Source organism: Acidovorax sp., assembly GCF_046339755.1.
Classification (GTDB): domain Bacteria; phylum Pseudomonadota; class Gammaproteobacteria; order Burkholderiales; family Burkholderiaceae_C; genus Acidovorax.
Map to the genome: position 1 here is coordinate 18,146 of NZ_JBKDTZ010000008.1, position 22,348 is coordinate 40,493.

Sequence of the window (22,348 nt, forward strand, 5' to 3'; positions counted from 1 at the left end):
ACTTTTGCAAGACATCGCTTGCGATCCATCGCCTCGCGTCACATGGCGCCTGTGGCCTTCAAATTCTGGCTGACGCTCGCCCTGGTGGCTGGGATGAGCAGCGTGCATGCCGCCCAGGTGGTGCATATGGCCACGAGCTATACCAACTCCGCAGCGGTGCTTAGCGACGGAACGTTGTGGACTTGGGGCGACAACGAGAGCGGGCAGTTGGGCAATGGCTCCACGGTGAGTGCGGACAGACCCGTGCAGATCGGCAGCAGCTTCGCCCAGATTGCCGTGGGCAGACCGTACATGGTGGGCCTCAAGACCGATGGCACATTGTGGATGTGGGGCTCGGTGCAGCTGAGAAACCAGACCCTCAACGAAACCAGGCCGGTGCAAGTCGGCAGCGGCTTTGCGCATCTGATGAACTCAGACACCGCCCGCAAGACGGACGGCTCCATCTGGTACTGGGGCCATGCGAAAAGACTTTTCGACGCGAGTGCCGGTGGCGACACGCTAGACCGGCTGCCGCCCGGCTACCTGCAGATGGTCAACGATACCGCCAAGAACGTGTTGTTCGTGCTCGGAGACGGCGCCATACAGTCTCTTCATGTCCACTTGAACCCCTCGGACATGTACCCTGGATGGAAGGGCGGCTACGGCAGCGCCGGCCCGGTGGACCGTGGTTTTGTGCAGGTGGCCTTGGGCTCCCGCTCGGCCGCAGGCGTGAAGGAGGATGGAACCCTGTGGCAGTGGAAAGACAGCGAAGTCCCTGTGCTGGTGGACGGCGGCTATCGCCAGGTCGCCAAGGGTGCCGTCCACACGCTGGCGCTGAAGGCCGATGGCACGGCCTGGGCCTGGGGCGACAACGTATGGGGTCAACTGGGCAATGCCACCCTCACGGGCAGCGAAACCCCTCAGTCCCTTGGAGCCGGGTATTCACAGGTAGCAGCAGCCGGCGGGCACTCCCTGGCACTCACCACCGACGGCACGCTCCTGGCCTGGGGCAACAACAACGCAGGGCAACTGGGTGTGGGGCCGGTTGGACAAAAGCAACTGTCGCCGCAACCCGTGGTGTTCGCAGGCGCCGATGCACCGGGACTTGGCGCCATGGTGGCCACAGGGACCTTGACCCGCCTGACGCTGTCTGCGCACGTACAGATCAAACCCGAGCACCTCGCCAGTGGCGCGAAGGGGAACCCCTACCTTGTGGCCATCACGCCCGACGGCACCATGTACACCTACACGGTGCCCGCTTTCGACCGCCTCAATCCCGCCAACCCGCTGGCCTGGGCCGACCGCCTGCAAAACACATCCTCGCTCCTGTTTGTGAACCAGGACATGACCCACCTGTCGGGCACCGCCTTTTTCATCGGCTATGGACTGGGTGCGACCACCGCCGAGAGCCTCGGTGAAATGCTCAACAGCTATCGATACAAGCGGGTCTACGACATTCAATAGCCGGTAGGTAGATCCCAAGAAAACGCCCACCCGTATCGGTGGGCGTTTTCGTTGGCAGTGCCACGGCGAAGTGGTGTGCCTCAGCTGACCTGCTGCTTTTCCAACTTCCGCGCCAACGTCCGCCGGTGCATCCCCAGCCTACGCGCCGTCTCCGAAATATTGAACCCCGTCTCCGCCAGCACCTCGTGAATGCGCTCCCACTCCAGCGTCTTGAGCGAGCTGGAGCGGTTGGTCACGTCCACCCCGGTGTCGCCGGCTTTCAAACCAAAAGCGGCCTCGATGTCGTCGGTGTTCGACGGCTTGGCCAAGTAGTGGCAGGCGCCCAGCTTCACGGCCTCCACCGCGGTGGCGATGCTGGCAAAGCCGGTGAGCACGACGATGAGCATGGCTTCGCTGGCGGCGTGCAGCTTTTGCACGCAGGCCAGGCCGGATGCGTCGCCCTTGAGCTTCAAATCGACCACGGCGTAGCCGGGGGTGTGCTGGCTGAGCAGGGCTTCCACCTCGGGCAGGCTGGCGGCCTGGAGCACGCGGTAGCCGCGGCGTTCGAACGAGCGGGCCAGGGTGCGGGCAAAGGCCTCGTCGTCTTCCACGATGAGCAGCTGCCGCTTTTCCTTCGCATCCTTGGAGGACGCGTCTGCTGCGGAATTACTGCTGCTGGCGGTGGTGATTTCGTCCATGGCGCTCGGGTCCGGTTTGTACTAGTACGAATTCAATTTTGTCTGGCTACAAAAACGGCTACCAGCGCCCTGCATCACGCCGGCCGGTGGCCGCGCGGCAGGGCGATGGCGGCCAGGGGCAGGCGGATGCTGACCTGTGCGCCGCTGCCTTCGCCGTCGCCCGTGCGGTTGCGGGCCGTGACGCTGCCGCCCAGGGTGCGCGCCACGTTCATCACCAGGTACAGGCCCAGGCCGCTGCCGGGGCGCTGTTTGGTGGACTGGTAGGGCTCGCCCAGGTGGTCCAGCATGCCGGGCGCAAAGCCGGGGCCTGCGTCGTTGACGGTGATGCACAGCGCGGGCGCCTCGGCGGCATCGTCGCGGGTGATGACCAGTTCCACCCACTGGGGCGAGGCATCGCGTGCATTGTCCAGCACATTGAAAGCCATCTGTTTCAACGTGGTGTCCGACACCATGGGCGTGTCTTCGCCAAAGTCGTTGCGGTACGAAAACGCGGGCATGGTGCGCGTGGTGCGCCACTCCTCGGCCAGGGCATCGACAAACCTGCACACGGTGGTCTGCTCGGACTCTTCGCCGCGCGCCTCGCCGGCCGACAGCAAGATGCCGCTGACGATGCTCTTGCAGCGCTGCACCTGGGTGCGCATTTCCGCGATGTCTTCACGCAGCACCTCGTCGCCCATGAGCTCTTCGTCATGTGCCCAGTCGCCCAGGATCACGGCCAGGGTGGACAGGGGCGTGCCCAGCTCGTGCGCGGCGCCCGATGCGAGCAGGCCCATGCGCACGATGTGCTCTTCTTCCACCCGGCGTCGGCGCGCGGCGGCCAGGCGGGCGTCGCGCTCGCGCAGGTTCAGGTTGATGCGGGTGATGAACACCACCACCAAGATCGCGTTGAGCACAAAGCACACCAGCAGGCCAATGACGTACAGGCTCGACAGGCCCTGGTGCAAATCCTGCGGCAGCTCCAGCGGCAGGTGGTAGTTGGCCAGCAGGGCAAAGCACGCGGTGTTGATAGCCACCATGCTCCAGATATAGGCCCCGCGCAGCAGAATGGCGCCCAGCGCAATCTGCAGCAGGTACAAAAAGACAAAGGGGTTGCTGGTGCCGCCGCTCAAATACAGCTGGGTGGTGAGCACGGCCACGTCCACCAGCAGGGCCAGAAACAGCTCCACATTGCGCACCTGCACCCCCGTGCGCAGGCGCAGCAGGCTGACCACGTTGAACACGGCCAGGCAGCCCACCACCATCAGCATCTGGTGCAGGGGGATGGTCAGGCGCAGGCTGTGGTGCGCCACCTCGATGGTGAAGACCTGGCCGATGACAGCCATCCAGCGCAGCTGGATGAGCTGCTGGAGGTTCTTGATGCCAGCGGCGGCATCGGCAGCGCGCGGGTTGCGCAAGAACTCGGCGCTTTTGACGAGGCGATGGAGGGGCATATCGGGCGGGTAGGACGAACGGAGTCTACCTACCGGGCCGCGCTGCTGCTTCGGCGTTGTTCATGGCGCACCACGAACCAGCCCGCGCCCAGCACCATCAGCGCCAGGCCGTACCAGGTGAGGGCGTACACCGCATGGCTGTTGGCAAAGCGAATGGTGGTGAGCCCGGCGCGCGGCCAGGTGGTGCCGGCCGTGGCGGCAGCGGTGCCGGCCACTTCCACCGCTTCCGCCGTGGGGTTGGCCACGCCGCGCTGGGGCAGGCCGGCGTCGATGAAAAACGGCGCCGCGCGGGGCAGCTGCAGTGCCTGGGCGATGGCCGCCACGTCGCGCGAGAACCAGCGTTCTCCCGCGGGGTCGTTGCTGCGCAGGAAGCCGCCCTTGGGCTCGCTCATGCGCACCAGGCCCTGCACGGTGGCGGGGCCGATGTTGTCGGTCTTGCCGGTCCATTCGGCGCGCTGGTCCTGCGGTATGAAACCGCGGTTCACCAGCACCTGCGTACCATCGGCCTGCTGCAGCGCGCTCACCACCCAGAAGCCCGAGCCCAGGGCCGTGACGGCCTGGGTGAGCACGGTCTTGCCGGGCAGCCACTGGCCGCTGGCGGTGACGGGCAGGTACTCGTGCTTCTCTGCCGTGATGCCGGGCCACTCGGCGGCCGGCGGCACGGCCACGGGGGCGGCGTGCACGCGCTGGTCCACGCGCTCGATGAGGTCGAGCTTCCACACCCGCCGCTGCACCTGCCAGGTGCCCAGGGCCACAAAGCCCAGGAAGAGGGCGATGCCCAGCACCAGCAGCATGGCGCGGCGCCAGTGCCGGGGGGCTGCAGGGGCTGCCTGGGTTGCGGTCATCGGTGGTTCCTTTGTTCAGTCGATTGCACGGCCCCAAAACGGCTGCGGCCGCTGTGGGCGGCCGCTTCGCAAGGGTTGGTGTGCGCCCCGCCCCGCATCGTTGTGGGGCGTCGGGGCGCTGCACCCATCAGGGGGTGTGGTGGCCCGCTGCTGCGCCGCTCTCCGTCTGGGTGGGCGGGGTGGGCGTGGGGTGGCCCGGCATCATGTTGGCGTTCATGTGGAACATGACCCACAGCGTACCGCTGATGGCAATGGCCACGAAGACCACGGTGAAGATGGTGGACAGCAGCGTCCAGCCGCCCTCGACCTTGCCTTTCATGTGCAGGAAGCAGACCATGTGCACGAGGATCTGCACCACCGCGAAGGCGCCGAGCACCAGCACGGCGGTGTTGCGGTCGGCAATCACCTTGGCCATGACCAGCCAGAACGGGATGGCGGTGAGGATGATGGACAGCACGAAGCCGACCATGTAGCCCGAGAACGAGCTGTGCGGGCCCACGTCGCCGTGGTGGTCGTCATGGCCATGACTGTGGTCATCGTGGCCGGCGTGTGCAGTGTGTTGTGCGGCGCCCATTACAGAACTCCCATCAGGTACACGAAGGTGAAGACGCCGATCCAGACGACGTCCAAAAAGTGCCAGAACATCGACAGGCACATCAGGCGGCGCTTGTTCTCATGGATCAGGCCGTGCTTCTTGATCTGGATCATCAGCACCACCAGCCAGATCAGGCCGAAGGTGACGTGCAGGCCGTGGGTGCCGACCAGCGTGAAGAATGCCGACAGGAAGGCGCTGCGCTGCGGGCCCGCACCCTGGTGGATGAGGTGGTGGAACTCGTACAGCTCCAGCCCCAGAAAGCACAGGCCGAACACGCCGGTGATGGCCAGCCACAAGAGCGTGCCGTTCACGTTGTTCTGCTGCTTCTTGATCATCGCGAAGCCGAAGGTGATCGACGACAGCAGCAGGAAGGCCGTGTTGATGGCCACCAGCGTCAGGTCGAACAGCTGCGCGCCGGTGGGGCCGGCGGCGTAGCTGCGGCCCAGCACGCCGTAGGTGGCGAACAGCGCGGCGAAGATGAGGCAGTCGCTCATCAGGTAGAGCCAGAAACCGAGGGCGGTGCCGTTCTCGGGGTGCGGCTCGTGCGCCAGGTGGTATTCACGGCGCGGCAGCGTGGCGCCCGTGGGGCCGCCCGCCGTGATGGCGGCGGCGGCTTGGTTGTAAGTGATATCAGACATGGGCGGCGCGCAGTTGTTGGGTACGCAGGTTCTCGGTCTCCGTCACTTGCGCGGCGGGGATGTAGAAGTCACGCTTGTAGTTGAACGTGTGGATGATGGACACCAGCACCACGCCCGCGAAGGACAGGATGGCCAGCGGCCACATGTGCCAGATGAGGGCAAAGCCCAGCACCAGCGACAGCGCCGAGATGATCACGCCCGAGCCGGTGTTGGCCGGCATGTGGATGGGCTGGAAGCCAGTCAGGGGACGCGCATAGGCGTGCTTCTTCATGTCCCACCAGGCGTCGATCTCATACACCTTGGGGGTGAAGGCGAAGTTGTAGTCCGGCGGGGGCGAGGAGGTGGCCCACTCCAGCGTGCGGGCGTCCCATGGGTCGCCGGTGTGGTCGCGCAGCTGTTCGCGCTTGAGGTAGCTCACCACGATCTGGATCAGCAGGCAGCCGATGCCCAGGGCGATCAGGCCGGCGCCGATGGCGGCGATGACGAACCAGATCTGCAGCGAGGGGTCTTCGAAGTGGTTGGCACGGCGCGTGACGCCCATCAGGCCCAGCACATACAGCGGCATGAATGCAACGTAGAAGCCCACCACCCACAGCCAGAACGAGCACAGGCCCCAGAAACGGTCGAGCTTGTAGCCGAAGGCCTTGGGGTACCAGTAGTTGATGCCGGCGAACAGGCCGAACAGCACGCCGCCGATGATCACGTTGTGGAAGTGGGCGATCAGGAACAGGCTGTTGTGCAGCACGAAGTCGGCCGGTGGCACGGCCAGCAGCACGCCGGTCATGCCGCCGATGGCGAAGGTGACCATGAAGGCAACGGTCCACATCATGGGCAGCTCGAAGCGGATGCGGCCCTTGTACATGGTGAACAGCCAGTTGAAGATCTTCGCGCCCGTGGGGATCGAGATGATCATCGTGGTGATGCCGAAGAAGGTGTTCACGCTGGCGCCGGAGCCCATGGTGAAGAAGTGGTGCAGCCACACCAGGTACGACAGGATGGTGATCACGACCGTGGCGTACACCATGGAGGTATAGCCGAACAGGCGCTTCTTGCAGAACGTGGCCACCACTTCGGAGAAGATGCCGAAGCACGGCAGGATCAGGATGTAGACCTCAGGGTGGCCCCAGATCCAGATCAGGTTCACGTACAGCATGGCGTTGCCGCCCAGGTCGTTGGTGAAGAAGTTGGTGCCGGCATAGCGGTCCAGCGACATCAGCACCAGGGCTGCGGTCAGCACGGGGAACGAGGCGACGATCAGCGCGTTGGTGCACAGGGCCGTCCAGGTGAAGATGGGCATCTTCATCAGGGCCATGCCGGGTGCGCGCATCTTGATGATGGTGACGATCAGGTTGATGCCCGAGAGCGTGGTGCCCACCCCCGCGATCTGCAGTGCCCAGATGTAGTAGTCCAGCCCCACCCCGGGGTTCTGCGCCCCCAGGTTGGACAGCGCCAGCCAGCCGGCGGTGGAGAACTCGCCCAGGAACAGCGACACCATCACCAGCACGGCGCCGGCTGTGGTCATCCAGAAGCTGAAGTTGTTGAGGAACGGGAACGACACGTCGCGCGCGCCGATCTGCAGCGGCACGAGGTAGTTCATGAGGCCTGTGACCAGCGGCATGGCCACGAAGAAGATCATGATCACGCCGTGGGCGGTGAAGATCTGGTCATAGTGATGCGGCGGCAGGTAGCCCATGTTGTCGCCAAAGGCCATGGCCTGCTGCAGGCGCATCATGAGCGCGTCGGCAAAGCCGCGCAGCAGCATGACCACGCCCAGGATCATGTACATGATGCCGATCTTCTTGTGGTCGATGCTGCAGATCCAGTCGCGCCACAGGGTGCCCCACAGGCGGAACTTGGTGATGGCGGCCAGCACGGCCAGGCCGCCCAGCACGACGCCAATGAAGGTGACCAGCACGATGGGCTCGTGCGCCATGGGTATGGAGTCCCAGGTGATTCGGCCCAGGGCCCAATGCGGTTCGGTTACAACGGGTGAGGTGGACATGGTGTCAGTCTCTTAGGCGCGGATCATTGGCGGGAAAGGGTGCGGTCGTAGACCGTGGCGTGGCGCGCTTCGAGCGCGGCCACGATCTGGCCGGCGTTGTCCACGGTGCACACGTCCTGGGGCAGGTTCAGGCCCATGGCCTTCATGTAGGCCTCGCCACCGCGCTCGTCGATGGACATCATGTGGTGCATGCACATCTTGCCGTCTTCGACGCAGCGGTTGAGCACCTTGTCGTACAGGCCGTCTTCCACGCTGGCAAAGCGCTGCACGGGGTCGCGCTCGCTGGGCTTGACGAGGTTCAGGTAGGTCGCCTTGTCCAGCGCCTTGCCTTCGGTCTTGGCCTTGGCCACCCACTGGTCGAAGTCGCCGGTGCTCAGGCCGTGGAACTTGAAGGTCATGCCCGAGAAGCCCGAGCCGCTGTAGTGCGAGGCGATGCCGGGGTACACGCCGGGCTTGTTGATCACGGCGTTCAGCTCGGTCTGCATGCCGGGCATGGCGTAGATCATGCCGGCCAGATCAGCCACGTAGAAGGCGTTCATCGTGGAGGTGGCCGTGAGCTTGAACAGGATGGGGCGGTCCACCGGGGCGGCCAGCTCATTGACCGTGGCAATGCCCTGCTCGGGGTAGAAGAACAGCCACTTCCAGTCCATGGCCACGACCTGCACCACCATGGGGGTGGCCTGGGCTTCGAGCGGCTTGGTGGCCGAGATGCGGTCCAGCGGGCGGTAGGGGTCGAGCTTGTGGGTGCCGATCCAGGTCAGCGCGCCCAGCGCGATGATGATGAGCAGCGGCACCGTCCAGATCACCAGCTCCAGCGTGGTGGAGTGGTGCCAGTCGGGGTCGTAGTCCTCTTCCGTGTTGGCGGTGTTGTTCTGGCGGTACTTCCAGGCGAACCACAGGGTGAGGGCGATCACCGGCACGATGATGATCAGCATCAGCAAGGTGGCCTGGATGACCATGTGGCCCTGTTGCGAGGCAATATCGCCTGCGGGGTTGAGGACGACAGCCTTGCTGCATCCGGTGAGGCTGGCGGCCAGCGCAGTGAGCGCCACCGCAGGCAGCCATGCAGACCCGCGAAGTCGGGGAGGATTTGGCATATGAAAGGACCCAAAGTTGCGTTCGGTGCCTGCTCGGTGTCTCTTTGTGGTTACAAAAAGATTCCCTGCCGGTTCTTAGGGGTAAACGCGAATGACAATTTGGCGCTCAATGTAATAGAGCGTGCGAATTTGTCCATTGGACATTTTGTCCAAGGTCAAGTTTTTGCTCCTGTTTGGTGCTCCCGGTCAATACCGTGAATCCAGGTCAAGGGTTTGTCCTGCATGGCTCTGGGTGAAACCGCACTTGTCGGGGGCTTCGCGTGGGTGTAAAACGTGGGTGTATCAGTTACACAACAAAAGGAGCCCCTGTTCATGAGCAGTACCGCATCTGCCACCTTCCCCACGATGGGATATGAAGAGAACTCCGCTTCCCTCTCGCATGCAGACACGCATGAGGACGTGACCCCCAGTGAGATCGCCGTCGGCGTGATCATCGGCCGGTCTTCCGAGTACTTCGACTTCTTCGTTTTCGGGATCGCCTGCGTGCTGGTGTTCCCGTCGTTCCTGTTCCCCTTCATGACGCGCCTGGACGGCACGCTGGCGGCCTTTGCGCTGCTGGCCGTGGCTTTCGTGGTGCGCCCTGTTGGCACGGCCATCTCCATGGCCATCCAGCGGCGCTGGGGGCGGGGCACCAAGCTGACGATCTCGCTGTTCCTGCTGGGCGCGTGTACCGTGGGCATGGCCTTCCTGCCGGGCTACCAGAGCATCGGCACCAGTGCCATCGTCGTGCTGCTGCTGCTGCGCATCGGCCAGGGGCTGGCGCTGGGCGGCTCGTGGGATGGCCTGCCGTCGCTGCTGGCGATGTCGGTGCCCAAGCACCGCCGCGGCTGGTACGCCATGATCGGCCAACTGGGCGCGCCCGTGGGCTTCGTGCTGGCGGCCGGCCTGTTCGCCTACCTGTATGCCAACCTCACCGTGCAGGAGTTCCTGGCCTGGGGCTGGCGCTACCCCTTCTTCGTGGCCTTTGCCGTGAACGTGGTGGCCCTGTTCGCACGCCTGCGCCTGGTGGTCGGCCAGTCCTACACCGAACTGCTGCAGGACCGCGAACTGCAGCCCGTGCCCGTGCACAACGTGATGCGCGACGAAGGCAGCAACGTGCTTTTGGGCGCCTTTGCGGCACTGGCCAGCTTTGCGCTGTTCCACCTGGTCACCGTGTTCCCGCTGTCGTGGATCACGCTGTACACCGACCAGCCCGTGACCCAGATCCTGGGCGTGCAGATCGTGGGCGCCTTCCTGGCGGCCGGGGCCATCATGGTCTCGGGCTGGCTGTCGGACCACCTGGGCCGGCGCAAGCTGCTGGGCGGCATGGCAGTGCTGATCGGCGTGTTCAGCTTCATGGCGCCGGTGCTGCTCAATTCGGGCGAAGTCGGCAGCACCATGTTCCTGCTGCTGGGCTTTGTGCTGCTGGGCCTGTCGTACGGCCAGGCATCGGGCACGGTGACGGCCAACTTCTCGCCCAAGTACCGCTACACGGGCGCCGCCCTGTCGGCCGACCTGGCCTGGATCATCGGCGCCGCCTTCGCCCCCCTGGTGGCCCTGGGCCTGTCGGCCCAGTTCGGCCTGCTGGCCGTGACGGTGTACCTGCTGTCCGGCGTGGCCTGCACCCTGGGTGCCCTGAACTTGAACCGCCGCATGGAGCGGCGCGACCGATAAGAGCGGCTAACAAAACTCTTCTGGCGTCGTTGCTGCGTCTTGTCGTACTACCCGTACTGCCTGCGACGCATCGCCTGGCCAGAACCGCTCCGCTGAGTTTTGTTCTCCGCTCTCAGGTAGTTACATAAGAGAGAGCGAGGGGCGGGCCCACGGGAGGGCGGCCCCGCTGAGAAGCGATGCAAGAACCCGGTGGCTGCCATGGTGGCCACCGGGTTTTTTGTTGGGCGTCAGGGCTTGCGCCTGGGCGGTTCTTGGCTGCCCCCTGGACAGTCACCGTGAACAGGCCGCCGCGTTACTGGGATGGGACGGACTTGACGCCTTCCAGGATGAAATTGACGGGGATAAGCATCCACATCGGCTCCGCTATGCCATTGCGACGGCCCGGCTGGTAGCGCCAGCGCATGGCGGCCTCCACCGCGGATGCATCGAGTCGGGAAAAACCGCGGGAGCGGGCGACTTCTGCCTTCAAGGGCGTTCCCTGGGTGTCGATCAATACCTTCACTTCGACACGGCCCTGCTCACCCATTCGCTTGGACAGCACGGGGTACTGCGGCGGTCCGTTGTGGGCCTCGCCGGTTGCCGTAGGTATTCCGGCTGGATCTGCTGGCGACTGGATGTCCTGGGCCACCGAGATGCCGCAGCAGGCGACCCAGCCTGCAAAGATGTACGCAAGGAGTGGGCAGGGGGGGCGCTGTAGTGCCATGGGTTCAATGTGCAGGTGCGCCGGTCAGTCCTGCGGCCTGAACCCGATGGTCAGCGAAGGCGGCACGCGCCCGTCCACGTCGCGCGGCAGGGTCTCGGTCTTCTCCAGGGCGCGCAGCACGGCGTCGTCCCAGGCCTTGTTGCCGCTGGACTGCACCAGGCGTTTGCCGACGATGGTGCCGTCGGGCGCCAGGCGCACCTCGACTTCGGCGCGCGGGTTGCCCGAGACGGCGTCGGGGTAGACGATGTTGGGCTTGACCTTGGCGGCCACCTTGCCGCCATAGCTGCCCGAAGGGCCGGCGCTGCGGACGTCGTTGCCGGTGGACTTTTCGTTGCCCTCGGAACCCGCCAGCCCCTGCATGCGGCGCAGGTTGGCCTCGCGCTGGGCGGCCAGTTGCTTGGCGTCGGCCTCTGCGCGCTGCTGCTTCTTGGCGGCGGCGTCCTTGGCTTCCTTTGCGTCTTTGGCCTCTTCGGCCTTGCGCTTTTCTTCGGCCAGCTTCTTTTGCCGTTCCTTTTCTTGCTCTGCCTTCTTCTGCTCGGCGAGCTTTTCCTTCTTTTCCCGTTCCAGGCGTTCCTCGCGCTCGTCTTCCTTGCGTTCGCGCTCGCGCTTCTCGCGTTCGAGCTTCTCCGCGCGGGCCTTTTTCTCCTGCTCCAGGCGCTTTTTCTCGCGCTCGATGGCGATGTCGGCCTCGCGTGTGTCGGGCTCCACCGCGCGCGGCGGTGGGGGAGGAGGCGGTGGTGGCGCTGGCGTGGGGGCGGGCCGAGGCTCGGGCGGCTGCGGCGGGGCGGGGGGCGTAGGCGGCGTCACCTCGGGCGGCGCGGCCTGCTGGGGCACGGCGGCCCACAGCTCGGCCTGCACGGCAGGCTGGTCGGAGCTGGACTTCCAGTTCACGCCCCAGGTGAGTGCGCCGATCAGCGCCAGGTGCACCAGCACCGCCAGCGAGATGGCGCGCAGGCGGGCAGGAGGGGCTGGGGGCGCAAACTGGTCGCGGTCGTCTTGGGCGTGCATGGAAGGGGTGGAGCGCTTTTCGGGGTCGTCGGTTCCGTGGAAGGGGTGAGGGGGCGTGAGGGGCCTACCGCCTGGGGCGCATACACACAACGTGCCAGCCGCCCAAAGCGTTGTCAGCCAGTCAGTCTGGCTAGCCGCCCTGCTTGACGGAAAGCCCCACGCGCTGAACGCCTGCCTTCTGCAGGGCGTCCATGGCCTTGACCACGCTTTCGTACTGCACGCCCTTGTCGGCGGTGATGACGACGGCTGTTTCCTTGTTGGTCTGGTCCTTCTGCCAGCGGGATGCAGCATCGCCGATCTCGCGCTGGGACATGCTGCGCGTGGCCTCTGGCGTCTTGAGCTGCAGCGAGCCGTCCTTGTTGACGATGACCTGGGCGAAGACCTTGGGGGGCTTGGCGCCCTTGCCGACCTTGGGCACGTCGATCAAGCCGGGGGTGAGCATGGGTGCCGTCACCATGAAGCTGCTGAGCAGCTCCAGCCACACGTCGCTGACCGGGACCATGTTGATCTCGTTGATGGTGCGGCGGCCTCGGCCGCGGGATGCCATGGCGGGCATGGGGATTCCCTTCCTTGTTTCTTGCTCAGTGGCCGGATGCCGAGGTGGCTGGGTGCTGCGCGCCCAGGTTGCGCTGCAGGATGTTGGAGAACTCTTCAATGAAGGTCTCCTGGTGCGTGGCCACGCGGTCGATGTCGCGGGCAAAGCGGTTGTAGGCGATCACGGCCGGGATGGCGGCGAACAGGCCGATGGCGGTGGCCACCAGCGCTTCGGCAATGCCCGGGGCCACGGTGGCCAGGGTCACCTGCTCCATGCCGGCAAAGCCGGTGAAGGCGTGCATGATGCCCCACACCGTGCCGAACAGGCCCACGTAGGGCGACACCGAGCCCACCGTGGCCAGGAACGACAGGCTGGACTCGACCACGTCCATCTCGCGCTGGAAGCTGGCGCGCATGGCGCGGCGCGCGCCGTCGAGCAGCGTGCCGGGGTCGGTGATGCGGCGCTCGCGCAGTTTCTGGTACTCGCGCATGCCGCTGGCGAAGATGCGCTCCATGGGGCCGGCGTTCTTGGCGTTCTGCGCGGCGCTGGCGAACAGGTCGTTGAGGCTGGTGCCGGACCAGAAGTCGCGCTCGAAGTCCTCGTTGAGCGCCTTGATGCGCTTGAGTGCAAAGAGCTTGCGGAAAATGGCGGCCCAGCTGGCGACCGAGACGACCAGCAGCAGCAGCATGACGAGTTGCACCACCCAGCTGGCCTGCAGCACCAGGCTGAGGATGGACATGTTTTGCGAATTCATGTGGTTGAGGATGACGGTGATGAGAGTTGGTGCAGAAAGGGCTCGGTATTCTCGCGGGCCGCAGGGGGGGCGTCCAACCTGTCGATGCGGATGGTGCCTTCGCTGGGCAGTGCGGGCGAATTGTCGGTCATTCGCTGCTCTGGTTTCAGGAGCGCTTGCTGCAGTATTGTCAACGATGCGCGGCCTGCCTCCGGCAGCCTGGCGGTAACAATGAGTTCATCGCCGAGCCTGGCGGAGCGTATGTGGCCTGGCTGGCTGTGGGACAAGCATGCCGCTGGTTTTGTTCCCTTCCAGGCAGCGCCTTGCGCAAAATGATAGCGCCACAGAAAGGCGGCTGCGCAGGGTGCGGGAAGGTGGGGGGCGCCATGTCGTCGAAAGGCAGGCGCCGCCATGGGCCGAGGGCTGGCTATTCCGCTGGCGTGGCTGCAGCCCTGGTCAGCGCCGGGTCAAGGACTTCAGGGCCTTCGCGGCCCCTGCGCGCTGGATGCTTTCTGCCATGCTGCACAAGAGGCCGGTCAGGGTGTGCAGCATGCGTCTTGCGTTCCATGGAAAGAGGCAAGGGGCGGGGCGGCCACCGGTGCCCATGGTTGGCGCGGCCTCCCCGCAGGTCAGGCAGTCCATGCGGGCAGCACGTTGCATGGACTGCAAGCCGGGTCAGTTCTTCTCGCCAGACGTGATCTGCCCCGCCTTGACGGCCGTCTTGGTCTCGGCCTTCACGTCCGCGCGGTTGCGGCCATCGTTGGTGGGCTTGACCTTGCCATCGACCGGGTGTGCCTCGCCGCCGCGCGCGATGTCGCCGCGCTGCTGGGCCGCAGCGGTTTCGGCCTTGCGGTCCGCGCGCGTCTTGACGGAGTCGAGCTTGGGCTGCTGGTTGGTGCTTTCGCCGCGGGGGATGGCCCCTGCGGCATTGGCGGCCTTGGTTTCGGACTTCACCTGGTCGCGCGACTCGGTCTGTGCGTTGATCGAAGACGTGCCCAATGCCAGCACGAGTGCTGCTGCGCCGAGAAGGGTGGAGTGGATTGTCATGGCTTGCTTTCTCTGGGTGTTGAAAGGTTGGGAAAAGGTTGGGGCAGGGCTTGCCCGGTCTTGATCGCTTGCTGCCATGCGCACCAGCGCGTTCAGGATGTCCGCGCTGCTGCATGCGGGGTACCCCGGGGCAAGCAGCACAATCCGCAGGCCATACGCCGGCTTGCCCTGCACCACGCTGGACTCGCCAGGCGCATGCAAACTATGCGCGACGCGGCTTTCCAAGGCACTGACCGAATTTGCGGTTGCCCGTCTGAAATTGCTGCAAGCCCCTGTCGGCGCGATCACCGGCATGCGCCAGCCAGGGTGCCTCGGTCGGGGATGTGCGATGGACCCGTCAAGAGATCGATGCCAGGGGCATCGGCGCGAACACGGCGCCTTGCCGCGCAGCCTGCAGACCGCGGCGCCATGGCCTAGCGCCCCGGGCAGTTCAAGGGCGCTGTCTACAGAAGCGATTCTGGAATGAAGATCGACTGGATATAGAGTTTCAACCGTGTCCACGGGTCGGCGCCCGGCTCGTGTTCCAGCACCTCGGTGCGTTCCTGCGCATCCGTGCGCGTCCACTCCAGATCGCGCTGCCTGTCCTTCTTGAGCCGGACCTGGTAGGACGCCCTTTGCTGGAGAAGCTGCAGCAGGCCATGCGCCTCGGTGGCCAGCGCGGGGCTGCGTATGAAGATGCCGAACTCGGTGTTCAGCGCGTCCGAGCGCGGGTCGAAGTTGGCCGAGCCGATGAACAGGCGCTCGCGGTCGATGATGGTGGCCTTGCTGTGCAGGCGCAACGGCGTGCCTTGCATCTCGCCGGGCAAGAGCAGTTGTTGCCCCAGCGTTGGATGCAGCTCGAAAATCTCCAGGCCGGCGCGCAGCATGTTGTCACGGTAGCGCCGGTAGCCGGTGTGCACCACCGGCTCGTCCGTGGCGGCCAGGGAGTTGGTCAGCAGGCTGATCTTCACGCCCCGCGCGATGTTGGCGCGTGCACCCGCCAGCGCCTGTGCGCCGGGAACCAGGTAGGGCGACGCGATGGCGATGTCATGGCGCGCGTTCTGGAATTCCGTCCTCAGAAGATGGCGGTTGTTGTCCAGCAGCGCACCGGTGCGCAGCTGCGCAACCTCCATGTCGCCCCAGGCCTTGGCGGGCGAGTCCGCAAAGGCCTGGGCCTGGCCATACACCATGCCCACCCGGCCGGCGGCGAATTCCTCGTTCGGGGCGGGGCGTCCTTGCCGGTCGACGCCCGAGATGGGGGGCGGGGACGGTGTGTCCGCTCCGTCCACCCGCGCGGCGAAGGCCTGGCGCAGCATGTCAGGCGGCTGCGCCGGGGGCTGCACCGAGCCCAGGGTGCGCACCTGCATCGCGTTCCAGTACTCGTCGAAGAGGCTGGCCATCTGGGGGACGACAGGGCCGGCAATGAGCACGTCGTAGTCAAAGAAATTGAATTGCGAGCTGCGCAGGAAATACTCGTCGCCCAGATTCCTGCCGCCGGCAATCGCCATGGCGCCATCGGCCACGAACATCTTGTTGTGCATGCGCCGGTTGAGCCGCGCAAAATCCAGCAGGGCCGCCGCAAACCGCTGGCCCACGCTGCCGCGCTTGGGGAAAGGGTTGAAGAGACGCACCTCCACATTGGGATGGGCACCCAGGCCGTGCAGCAGGGGTTCGAGCCCATCGGTGTACAGGTCATCGAGCAGCAACCGCACACGCACCCCGCGCTGTGCAGCATCGCGCAGCTCGCGCAGCACCAGCCGCCCAGTCACGTCATCGTGCAGGTGGTAGTACTGCAGGTCCAGGGACCGCTGGGCCCGGCGCATCAGGGCGAGGCGCACCTCCAGGCCGGCCGGCCCGAGCAGCATGCGAAATCCGCTGTGGCCCGGCTCTGCGCCGTCCATGGACGCCTGGGCCAGGTGGTCCAGCGGTGCCGCGGCGGCACCGGGGGCTGCAAGGGCCGTGGTGTAGGTCCGGGGGCCTTCGTCCGGCAGGGTCGAGCAGCCTGCCAGCACCATGGCGGCTGCAGTGCAGGCATATCGCAGCAGTGGAAGCAGGAGGCGGGCAGCTCGGCGCATGCGCAGGTTCCGTGGTTTGGTCTGGTTCAGGTCCGGTGGCGTCCATGCGCCCCAATGAAGGCGGTGTGCTGATGGCGATACCCGCAGCTCGGGGGAGTCCGTCCCGGGACGTGGCCCCCGTGCAGGCAATCAGGGACCAAGGCCGCGCGCTGCGCGCACCAGGTGGCTCATTCCTTGAAGACCGGGATCGAGCCACCGGCGGTGCGCCGGTCGCCAGCGGCTACCAGGAGCAGCCGCAAGCGCTCGATGTTGGCCTCGCCCTTGGCCAGCGAGTCTGCAGAGGTGTGGACGGAGTAGCTTCCCAGGTGCAGATCATGGGGGTGTGGTGTGGCGGAACCGATCACGAAGATCGCGTCGGCATCGGGGCTGGCCTTCAAGCCGATGGGCTGAACCCCCTCCTCGAAGATGAGCATCTCGCCAGCATCGGCTGGAGTCTGTCCGGCCAGGGCACCGCTGGAGACCGCCAGCCAGGCGATCGGCTCCGTCGATGGTGGCGTGAACGTCCACTGGGTGCCGGCGGCAAGCCTCACCAGCAGGTAAGTCACACCCAACGGGGCGCGTGCCGGGCTGCGGGCGCCTTCATAGCTGCCCAGAATCACGTGCGCGGGTCCGGTGGTCGGGACGCGCCTGGCTTCAACGTACTGGCTGTCCACGGACTCGTGTTCAAGGTCGGAGCGCAACGCAATCCAGAGCTGAAATCCCTTGGCCCTCGGAGTCGTCCCGCCGGAGAGCTCTTTGCCATGCCACACACCGTTGCCCGCGCGCATCCACTCGAATCCGCCGAAGCCGATGTGGCCACTTCCGTCGGTCGGGTCATCGAATCGCAGGTCCCCCTCGGTGATGACGGTGATCGTTGCCAGCCCCGAGTGCGGGTGGATGGAGAAGCCCGTCCGCGGGTTGTGAAGGTCGATGTCGAAAAGGTCGAGGAACACGTAGGGCTTGAGCATATGGCCCAGGTCCGAGGGGCTCATCAAACGAGTGACCGGACCGTGTGTATTGCCGACCGTCCTGAAGGCGACGCGGCGAACGCTTTCGTCGGCAGCAATTGGCAGGTCTTTGACTGGGTTCATGTTTTTTCTCCTTTCAAACCGCTGTGGCGCGGCCCGGCATGCGACCGCGACTGTTCACATCGATGGGCCAGATCAGATGGGCAAGCCGCGCCGCCTGCCCCTTGCCCGCTACGGGACCTCGCTGCGCAAAGCAGCAGTCCGGCGAACCGAAGAACGGGATGGGCGCAGACCCGCCACCACCATGGAGGGCTTACTTGCCGGCCTTTGCCGCCTTGGCTGCAGACTCGAGCAGCTGCACTTCCCAGGCATAGGCGATGCCGCTGCCGCCACCGTGTTCCGCCACGACGCTTGTGAGAGGAACCGCGGTGTCCTCGCGGGCCCAGTCACGCTGCCATTCGCTGATGACGGCCATCCACGTGATGGGAACAGCGCCAGCCTGGACCAGGCGACGCACCGCCATGTCGTGCGATTCGGCCGAGACGCCGCCCGATGCATCGGTCACGACGAATACCTCGAACCCTTCGCCCAGTGCCTGGATGGCCGGCATGGCAAGGCAGATTTCGGTCCAGAGTGCTGCGAGGATGAGCTGCTTGCGGCCGCTCTTTTTCACGATGTCCGTTACCTTCGGGTCTTGCCAGGTGTTGATGAAGGTACGGTTGATGGGCTTCTGGTCGGGGTAGACGTCCTGCAGCTGCTTGATCAGGTAGCCGCCGCGTTCCTCGATCACCGTGGTGAGGATGCACGGCACATTGAAGACCTTGGCGCCTTTGGCCAGGCCGACGACGTTGTTGACGATCGTCGAGGGATCGTGGCTGTTCAGGTTCGTGAACTGGTACGGCTGGTGGTCGATCAGCACGACGATGCTGTCTTCGGGACGAAGCAGTGCGTTGAGGCCAGTCTTGGACATGGAAAAGCTCCTTGGCGTATTGGACGCTTGCGCGCCTTGGGGTTGAAGAAATACACGGCCGCACCGGTGAGAAAGTGCGCGACATCCATGTTGCCGAGGCCGCCTGGACCCGTCACTGTCCGATCTTGCGGATGACAGTTCGAATTGCTCACCTGGTGGTGCGGCCCGCTGGCCCGGCGGCGCGCCTGCGAGGCTGGATGGGCGTCGTCGCTGCAGCACGGCAAGGCGGACCAACGACGTCATACGGTTGAAGGCGAATCCGTATCAGGGCCTCAGGACCACGCGGCCGAAGGGCTTTTCCCGCTCTGCATATTCGTGGGCAAACGCCGCCTGGGAGAGCGGGAACGTTCTGTCGATCACAGCCTGGATGCGTTTGGCGGCGAGCGCTTTGAACATCCTGTCCACCATGGACCAGACCGTGGGTTTCTCGAACAGCGTACCCATGAACACGCCGAAAAGTGCCTGGTTGGATTGCATGGGCGCCCAGAGGTCCACATCCATGGCCCCGCCGCCCGCATTTCCGACAAAGACCAGGCGCCCTTCAGGGGCCAGCGCAGCGATGGAAGCGTGCAATGTGGTTCCGATGGGGTCCAGCGCCACATCGACTCCACGGTTGCCGGTGATGCGCATGACCTCGCCGACCACGTCGCAGGTCGCTCTATCGATGGCGTGATAGGCTCCCAGCGCTTGCAGCTTTCTGCATCGTGCGGCTCCGCTCGCCACGGCGAGCACATGCGCGCCCGCAAGTGCCGCGAGCTGCACGGCAGCGACGCCCAGCCCACCCGCAGCCGCCTGGATCAAGACCGTTTCGCCGCGCTGCACGCCGGCTCTGGCAAACAGGCAGTGGTTCGCCGTGCCGAACGCAATGGTTGAAACGGCAGCGTCCCGGGTTGCGACGCCGTCAGGTATGAGCCATGTCCGGGTGGCCGGAACAGCCCACAGTTCCGCGTGCGAGCCATGCATGTCGAAGGCCGCAACCCTGTCACCGATCTTTCGATTCTCAATGCACGATCCAACCGCCTGGATGACGCCCGCCGCGGCAAATCCCAGCGTCCACAATGGGTGGGGCGGCGTGTTGAGGCGGCGGTTGATGAGGTCGCCACCCTCAATGGATATGGCTTCCACGGAGATCAGCACGCCATCCGACTTGACGGCAGGATCGGGTAGTTCCACGTATTTCAGGACACCGGGGGGGCCTGCCTTGTCGTACACCGCTGCCTTCATGGTTCTGGCCCCCCGGCCATCGGCTTGAATCGTTGTGCTGGATGAAAAATGTGAAAGCCCGGATGCTGTGCATCACGGGCTTTCGTCTTATTTCTTCACGAAGGCCAGCAGGTCCTTGTTCAACTGGTCTTTGTGCGTATCGGTGATGCCGTGTGGACCGCCCGCATACTCAATCAGTTGCGCACCGGGAACCAGCTTGGCTACCGCACGCCCCGTCGTCTCGATCGGCACGATCTGGTCGTCCGTGCCGTGAACGACCAGTGTCGGGATGTTGAACTTCTTCAGATCCTCCCGGAAGTCGGAGTAGAAGAACGCGTTGATGCAGTCAAACGTGGCTTTGCTGCCGGCTTGCATGCCCTGTGCCCAGAAGCTGTCGATCAAGCCGGCGGAAGGCTTTGCGCCGGGACGGTTGAATCCGAAAAAGGGACCGCTCGCGATGTCCTTGTACAACTGGGAGCGGTTGTCCAGTGAACCCTTGCGCAGGCTGTCAAAGACTTCCGTGGGCACGCCATCGGGGTTGGTGCCCGTCTTGCCCATGATGGGCGTAATGGCGCTGACCAGTGCGGCCTTGGCTACCCGTGCGGTGCCGTGGCGCCCGACGTAGCGCGCGACTTCGCCGCCACCCGTGGAGAAGCCGACCAGCACGACACCCTTCACGTCGAATTTGCGCAGAACGGCGTCCAGGTCGTCGGCATACTGGTCGATGGTGTTGCCCTCCCAGGGCTGGCCTGAGCGACCATGGCCCCGGCGGTCGTGGGCAATCACCCGGTAGCCGTTCTCCGCCAGGAATTGCATCTGCGATTCCCAGCTGTCCGAGTTCAGAGGCCAGCCGTGGCTGAAGACGACCACTTTCCCGTTCTTGGGGCCCCAGTCCTTGACGTAGAGCTGGATACCGTCGTTGGCAGTGATGTATTGGTTCGATGTCATGGGGTTTGCGGTGGTTTTGTCGGGGGTTGCATTGGCGAAAGTCTGGAGCGCCAGTCCGCAACTGGCGGTGGCGGCTGCGAGAAGGATGCGTCTGAGTCTGTTCATGGTGGGTGGTGGAGTTGAGCGTTGGCAGTCGTTGGCAAGGGCCTCGTGGCCGGCGCCCGCAAGCGCGTGACCAGCTGCTTGTCGGGAGATACCGGATCCGATCTCTCCGCTCGCCTATCGACTGTGAAAAGTGTCCGCCCACGGCCCAGCTGGGTCACTGACTGATACTCGCAAGTCCAGTCGGAATTGCGCATGGCCCCATGCCCCGGGCGACCCGACCCAACGCTTTCGGACTGAGTGAAGCACTTTCGGACAGTGCTTTGAACGGTGGTTCTACACCAGGGAGGCCCACGCCCCCATGGGTTCAAGGTCTTCTGCGCAGATGGAAGTCTCTGAGCCTTCTTCATGCGGCCGGAGCAAGGGCGCATGCGCCATCCTGGTCAGCACCAACGACAGGGCGGCAGCCACCCGCGTCGTCGGGATTGCACGAGAGGCAGATCCTCTGTCCAGGACCTGGTGTCCTGAGTTGGAAGTTCGTTGAAGAAAGAATTCTGCCGAAATCGCTGCCAGGCTAGACGCAAAGCTTAGCCATGCCGAGTGGCATGGCGCGCATTTGTAACGACGCATGGCGGCGATTGTCGGGAGATTTATTCAACGAATTTCCAACTCGGGACACTACATACCGGCGTACGAACCGGAACACGCACTGGCTTTGAACAGAGCGGGTGCCTTCCGAGGGGGCTTGATTGCCAGGCTGTTAGGGCCTGCTCAAGGGGGAGGCATGCCATGGCCGAAGTCGGGAAACTTGTTGAAGTAGTCCTTCAGCATTTCTGTCAGCACCCGGATCTTGCGCGCAGGATGCTGGCCTGGCGGGCGCACCACGTAAGCGCCTGCCGGCCGGGTTGGATGCCGCGGCATGATCGTCACCAAAGCCCCGCTAGCCAGGTGGGGGCGCGTGAGTCCAAAAGGCAGGTAACCGATGCCTACCCCCGCCACTGCTGCGGCGAGGAGCGCAATGCCGTTGTCTGCCTTGAAGCGGCCCTGGGGCCGAACGGATACCACTTGGTCTTCATTCATCAGTTGCCAGTTTTCCGTGCCCTGCATCAGCGCTTCGTGGTCCAGGAGTTCGTCGAGTGTTTGAGGCGCGCCGTGCGCTTGGATGTAGGCTGGACTTGCCACCAGGCTTCCGTTCACCGGTCCTACACATTGGGCCACCAGATTGGAGTTCGGGAGATGGCCGACGCGAATGGCGCAGTCGTAGCCTTCGGCGACCAGGTCGACGAAGCGGTCGCTGTAGCAGGTCTGGATATGGAGCTGTGGATGCCGGCTCGCCATCTCGGCGAGTACCGGCGCGAAGTGGGTCGGGCCGAAGGACAGCGGTGCCGCCACGCGCAAGCGGCCGCGCAGTTCCCCGGCGGGAAGGATCGTCTCTCTGGCAATTTCTATCTCGGCGCACACTCGGGCCGCATAGTCGCGAAACGTCGCACCCGCCTCCGTGAGGGATGCACCTCTTGTGGTGCGGGCGAGCAACTGAACGCCCAACTGCGCCTCAAGCCGGATGAGCCGGCGGCTGACGATGGACTTGGCAACGCCAAGACGCGTGGCGGCCGCAGTGATGCCTCCCGCATCGGCAACTTCCACGAAAGTTCGCAATTCATCGATGTCCATTTGGCGTTCCTGTTTTTGCGACACAGCTTCGCAAATTTAGGTCTACCGTAGCACAAGCAAGGATGTGAAGATACGCTTGGAATTGATTTGCTCTGCGGAGCGGTCTG

General features: G+C 64.9%; 21 protein-coding genes. 2 read left to right on the plus strand and 19 right to left on the minus strand.

What is annotated here, in order from left to right:
- Positions 1 to 18 precede the first annotated feature (18 nt).
- Positions 19 to 1,443, plus strand: coding sequence for an RCC1 domain-containing protein (locus tag ACK59X_RS00420; protein ID WP_409954478.1), 1,425 nt, complete (start codon positions 19 to 21; stop codon positions 1,441 to 1,443).
- A gap of 80 nt (positions 1,444 to 1,523) precedes the next feature.
- Here ACK59X_RS00420 and ACK59X_RS00425 read toward each other — a convergent pair whose 3' ends face one another.
- The 7 genes from ACK59X_RS00425 to cyoA form a co-directional block, all read right to left on the minus strand.
- Positions 1,524 to 2,120, minus strand: a complete 597-nt coding sequence (locus ACK59X_RS00425; protein WP_409954479.1) for a response regulator transcription factor — start codon at positions 2,118 to 2,120, stop codon at positions 1,524 to 1,526.
- A 74-nt stretch (positions 2,121 to 2,194) separates the two neighbouring features.
- Positions 2,195 to 3,550 carry an ATP-binding protein gene (locus ACK59X_RS00430; protein ID WP_409954480.1) on the minus strand — a complete coding sequence of 452 codons (1,356 nt, stop codon included), beginning with the start codon at positions 3,548 to 3,550 and terminating at the stop codon, positions 2,195 to 2,197.
- Positions 3,551 to 3,579: 29 nt separating this feature from the next.
- Positions 3,580 to 4,395 carry an SURF1 family protein gene (locus ACK59X_RS00435; protein WP_409954481.1) on the minus strand — a complete coding sequence of 272 codons (816 nt, stop codon included), beginning with the start codon at positions 4,393 to 4,395 and terminating at the stop codon, positions 3,580 to 3,582.
- A 127-nt stretch (positions 4,396 to 4,522) separates the two neighbouring features.
- Positions 4,523 to 4,969 carry a cytochrome o ubiquinol oxidase subunit IV gene (gene cyoD, locus ACK59X_RS00440; protein ID WP_409954482.1) on the minus strand — a complete coding sequence of 149 codons (447 nt, stop codon included), beginning with the start codon at positions 4,967 to 4,969 and terminating at the stop codon, positions 4,523 to 4,525.
- Positions 4,969 to 5,628: a cytochrome o ubiquinol oxidase subunit III gene (gene cyoC, locus ACK59X_RS00445; RefSeq protein ID WP_409954483.1), complete on the minus strand. Its 660-nt coding sequence runs from the start codon at positions 5,626 to 5,628 to the stop codon at positions 4,969 to 4,971. Before cyoC ends, cyoD begins: the two co-directional genes overlap by 1 nt.
- Positions 5,621 to 7,630, minus strand: a complete 2,010-nt coding sequence (gene cyoB, locus ACK59X_RS00450) for a cytochrome o ubiquinol oxidase subunit I (protein WP_409954484.1) — start codon at positions 7,628 to 7,630, stop codon at positions 5,621 to 5,623. Before cyoB ends, cyoC begins: the two co-directional genes overlap by 8 nt.
- Before the next feature lie 23 nt (positions 7,631 to 7,653).
- Positions 7,654 to 8,727 carry a ubiquinol oxidase subunit II gene (gene cyoA, locus ACK59X_RS00455; protein ID WP_409954485.1) on the minus strand — a complete coding sequence of 358 codons (1,074 nt, stop codon included), beginning with the start codon at positions 8,725 to 8,727 and terminating at the stop codon, positions 7,654 to 7,656.
- A 312-nt stretch (positions 8,728 to 9,039) separates the two neighbouring features.
- Between cyoA and ACK59X_RS00460 the strand changes: the two genes are divergently transcribed.
- Positions 9,040 to 10,380, plus strand: a complete 1,341-nt coding sequence (locus tag ACK59X_RS00460) for an MFS transporter (protein WP_409954486.1) — start codon at positions 9,040 to 9,042, stop codon at positions 10,378 to 10,380.
- Between the two features lie 292 nt (positions 10,381 to 10,672).
- On the opposite strand, the gene ACK59X_RS00465 is transcribed toward ACK59X_RS00460, so the two are convergent.
- The 12 genes from ACK59X_RS00465 to ACK59X_RS00520 form a co-directional block, all read right to left on the minus strand.
- Entirely contained in the window at positions 10,673 to 11,083 is a 411-nt protein-coding gene (locus ACK59X_RS00465) for an energy transducer TonB (RefSeq protein ID WP_409954487.1), read from the minus strand.
- Between the two features lie 24 nt (positions 11,084 to 11,107).
- Positions 11,108 to 12,091, minus strand: coding sequence for a cell envelope integrity protein TolA (tolA, locus tag ACK59X_RS00470; protein WP_409954488.1), 984 nt, complete (start codon positions 12,089 to 12,091; stop codon positions 11,108 to 11,110).
- A 130-nt stretch (positions 12,092 to 12,221) separates the two neighbouring features.
- Positions 12,222 to 12,647, minus strand: a complete 426-nt coding sequence (locus ACK59X_RS00475) for a biopolymer transporter ExbD (RefSeq protein WP_409954489.1) — start codon at positions 12,645 to 12,647, stop codon at positions 12,222 to 12,224.
- 25 nt (positions 12,648 to 12,672) lie between these two features.
- The gene (gene tolQ, locus ACK59X_RS00480; RefSeq protein ID WP_409954490.1) at positions 12,673 to 13,380 is read right to left on the minus strand and encodes a protein TolQ; all 708 of its coding nucleotides are present in this window, start codon (positions 13,378 to 13,380) and stop codon (positions 12,673 to 12,675) included.
- Positions 13,377 to 13,772 (minus strand): hotdog domain-containing protein, encoded by a 396-nt coding sequence (locus tag ACK59X_RS00485; protein WP_409954491.1) that lies wholly within the window; start codon positions 13,770 to 13,772, stop codon positions 13,377 to 13,379. Before ACK59X_RS00485 ends, tolQ begins: the two co-directional genes overlap by 4 nt.
- A 262-nt stretch (positions 13,773 to 14,034) precedes the next feature.
- Positions 14,035 to 14,406, minus strand: a complete 372-nt coding sequence (locus tag ACK59X_RS00490; RefSeq protein WP_409954492.1) for a hypothetical protein — start codon at positions 14,404 to 14,406, stop codon at positions 14,035 to 14,037.
- Positions 14,407 to 14,849: 443 nt separating this feature from the next.
- A complete protein-coding gene (locus ACK59X_RS00495) occupies positions 14,850 to 16,460 on the minus strand; it encodes a phospholipase D family protein (protein WP_409954493.1) in 1,611 nt (536 codons plus the stop codon).
- 167 nt (positions 16,461 to 16,627) lie between these two features.
- Entirely contained in the window at positions 16,628 to 17,530 is a 903-nt protein-coding gene (locus ACK59X_RS00500) for a pirin family protein (protein ID WP_409954494.1), read from the minus strand.
- Between the two features lie 190 nt (positions 17,531 to 17,720).
- Positions 17,721 to 18,377 carry a hydrolase gene (locus ACK59X_RS00505; RefSeq protein ID WP_409954495.1) on the minus strand — a complete coding sequence of 219 codons (657 nt, stop codon included), beginning with the start codon at positions 18,375 to 18,377 and terminating at the stop codon, positions 17,721 to 17,723.
- Positions 18,378 to 18,641: 264 nt separating this feature from the next.
- On the minus strand, positions 18,642 to 19,601 hold the full coding sequence (locus tag ACK59X_RS00510; protein WP_409954496.1) for a zinc-binding alcohol dehydrogenase family protein: 960 nt from the start codon (positions 19,599 to 19,601) through the stop codon (positions 18,642 to 18,644).
- Between the two features lie 87 nt (positions 19,602 to 19,688).
- The gene (locus tag ACK59X_RS00515; protein ID WP_409954497.1) at positions 19,689 to 20,633 is read right to left on the minus strand and encodes an alpha/beta fold hydrolase; all 945 of its coding nucleotides are present in this window, start codon (positions 20,631 to 20,633) and stop codon (positions 19,689 to 19,691) included.
- Between the two features lie 708 nt (positions 20,634 to 21,341).
- Positions 21,342 to 22,241 carry a LysR family transcriptional regulator gene (locus ACK59X_RS00520; RefSeq protein WP_409954498.1) on the minus strand — a complete coding sequence of 300 codons (900 nt, stop codon included), beginning with the start codon at positions 22,239 to 22,241 and terminating at the stop codon, positions 21,342 to 21,344.
- Positions 22,242 to 22,348 lie beyond the last annotated feature (107 nt).

Excerpts from the sequence above, each read along its gene's own strand:
- ACK59X_RS00430 (WP_409954480.1), bottom strand. The coding sequence starts at position 3,550 with ATGCCCCTCCATCGCCTCGTCAAAAGCGCCGAGTTCTTGCGCAACCCG.
- ACK59X_RS00485 (WP_409954491.1), bottom strand. The coding sequence starts at position 13,772 with ATGGCGGCGCCTGCCTTTCGACGACATGGCGCCCCCCACCTTCCCGCA.
- ACK59X_RS00510 (WP_409954496.1), bottom strand. The coding sequence starts at position 19,601 with ATGAAGGCAGCGGTGTACGACAAGGCAGGCCCCCCCGGTGTCCTGAAA.
- ACK59X_RS00520 (WP_409954498.1), bottom strand. The coding sequence starts at position 22,241 with ATGGACATCGATGAATTGCGAACTTTCGTGGAAGTTGCCGATGCGGGA.
- tolQ (WP_409954490.1), bottom strand. The coding sequence starts at position 13,380 with ATGAATTCGCAAAACATGTCCATCCTCAGCCTGGTGCTGCAGGCCAGC.
- cyoA (WP_409954485.1), bottom strand. The coding sequence starts at position 8,727 with ATGCCAAATCCTCCCCGACTTCGCGGGTCTGCATGGCTGCCTGCGGTG.
- ACK59X_RS00435 (WP_409954481.1), bottom strand. The coding sequence starts at position 4,395 with ATGACCGCAACCCAGGCAGCCCCTGCAGCCCCCCGGCACTGGCGCCGC.
- ACK59X_RS00475 (WP_409954489.1), bottom strand. The coding sequence starts at position 12,647 with ATGCCCGCCATGGCATCCCGCGGCCGAGGCCGCCGCACCATCAACGAG.
- ACK59X_RS00495 (WP_409954493.1), bottom strand. The coding sequence starts at position 16,460 with ATGCGCCGAGCTGCCCGCCTCCTGCTTCCACTGCTGCGATATGCCTGC.
- ACK59X_RS00490 (WP_409954492.1), bottom strand. The coding sequence starts at position 14,406 with ATGACAATCCACTCCACCCTTCTCGGCGCAGCAGCACTCGTGCTGGCA.
- ACK59X_RS00500 (WP_409954494.1), bottom strand. The coding sequence starts at position 17,530 with ATGAACCCAGTCAAAGACCTGCCAATTGCTGCCGACGAAAGCGTTCGC.
- cyoB (WP_409954484.1), bottom strand. The coding sequence starts at position 7,630 with ATGTCCACCTCACCCGTTGTAACCGAACCGCATTGGGCCCTGGGCCGA.
- ACK59X_RS00425 (WP_409954479.1), bottom strand. The coding sequence starts at position 2,120 with ATGGACGAAATCACCACCGCCAGCAGCAGTAATTCCGCAGCAGACGCG.
- cyoD (WP_409954482.1), bottom strand. The coding sequence starts at position 4,969 with ATGGGCGCCGCACAACACACTGCACACGCCGGCCACGATGACCACAGT.
- tolA (WP_409954488.1), bottom strand. The coding sequence starts at position 12,091 with ATGCACGCCCAAGACGACCGCGACCAGTTTGCGCCCCCAGCCCCTCCT.
- ACK59X_RS00465 (WP_409954487.1), bottom strand. The coding sequence starts at position 11,083 with ATGGCACTACAGCGCCCCCCCTGCCCACTCCTTGCGTACATCTTTGCA.
- ACK59X_RS00460 (WP_409954486.1), top strand. The coding sequence starts at position 9,040 with ATGAGCAGTACCGCATCTGCCACCTTCCCCACGATGGGATATGAAGAG.
- cyoC (WP_409954483.1), bottom strand. The coding sequence starts at position 5,628 with ATGTCTGATATCACTTACAACCAAGCCGCCGCCGCCATCACGGCGGGC.
- ACK59X_RS00515 (WP_409954497.1), bottom strand. The coding sequence starts at position 20,633 with ATGAACAGACTCAGACGCATCCTTCTCGCAGCCGCCACCGCCAGTTGC.
- ACK59X_RS00505 (WP_409954495.1), bottom strand. The coding sequence starts at position 18,377 with ATGTCCAAGACTGGCCTCAACGCACTGCTTCGTCCCGAAGACAGCATC.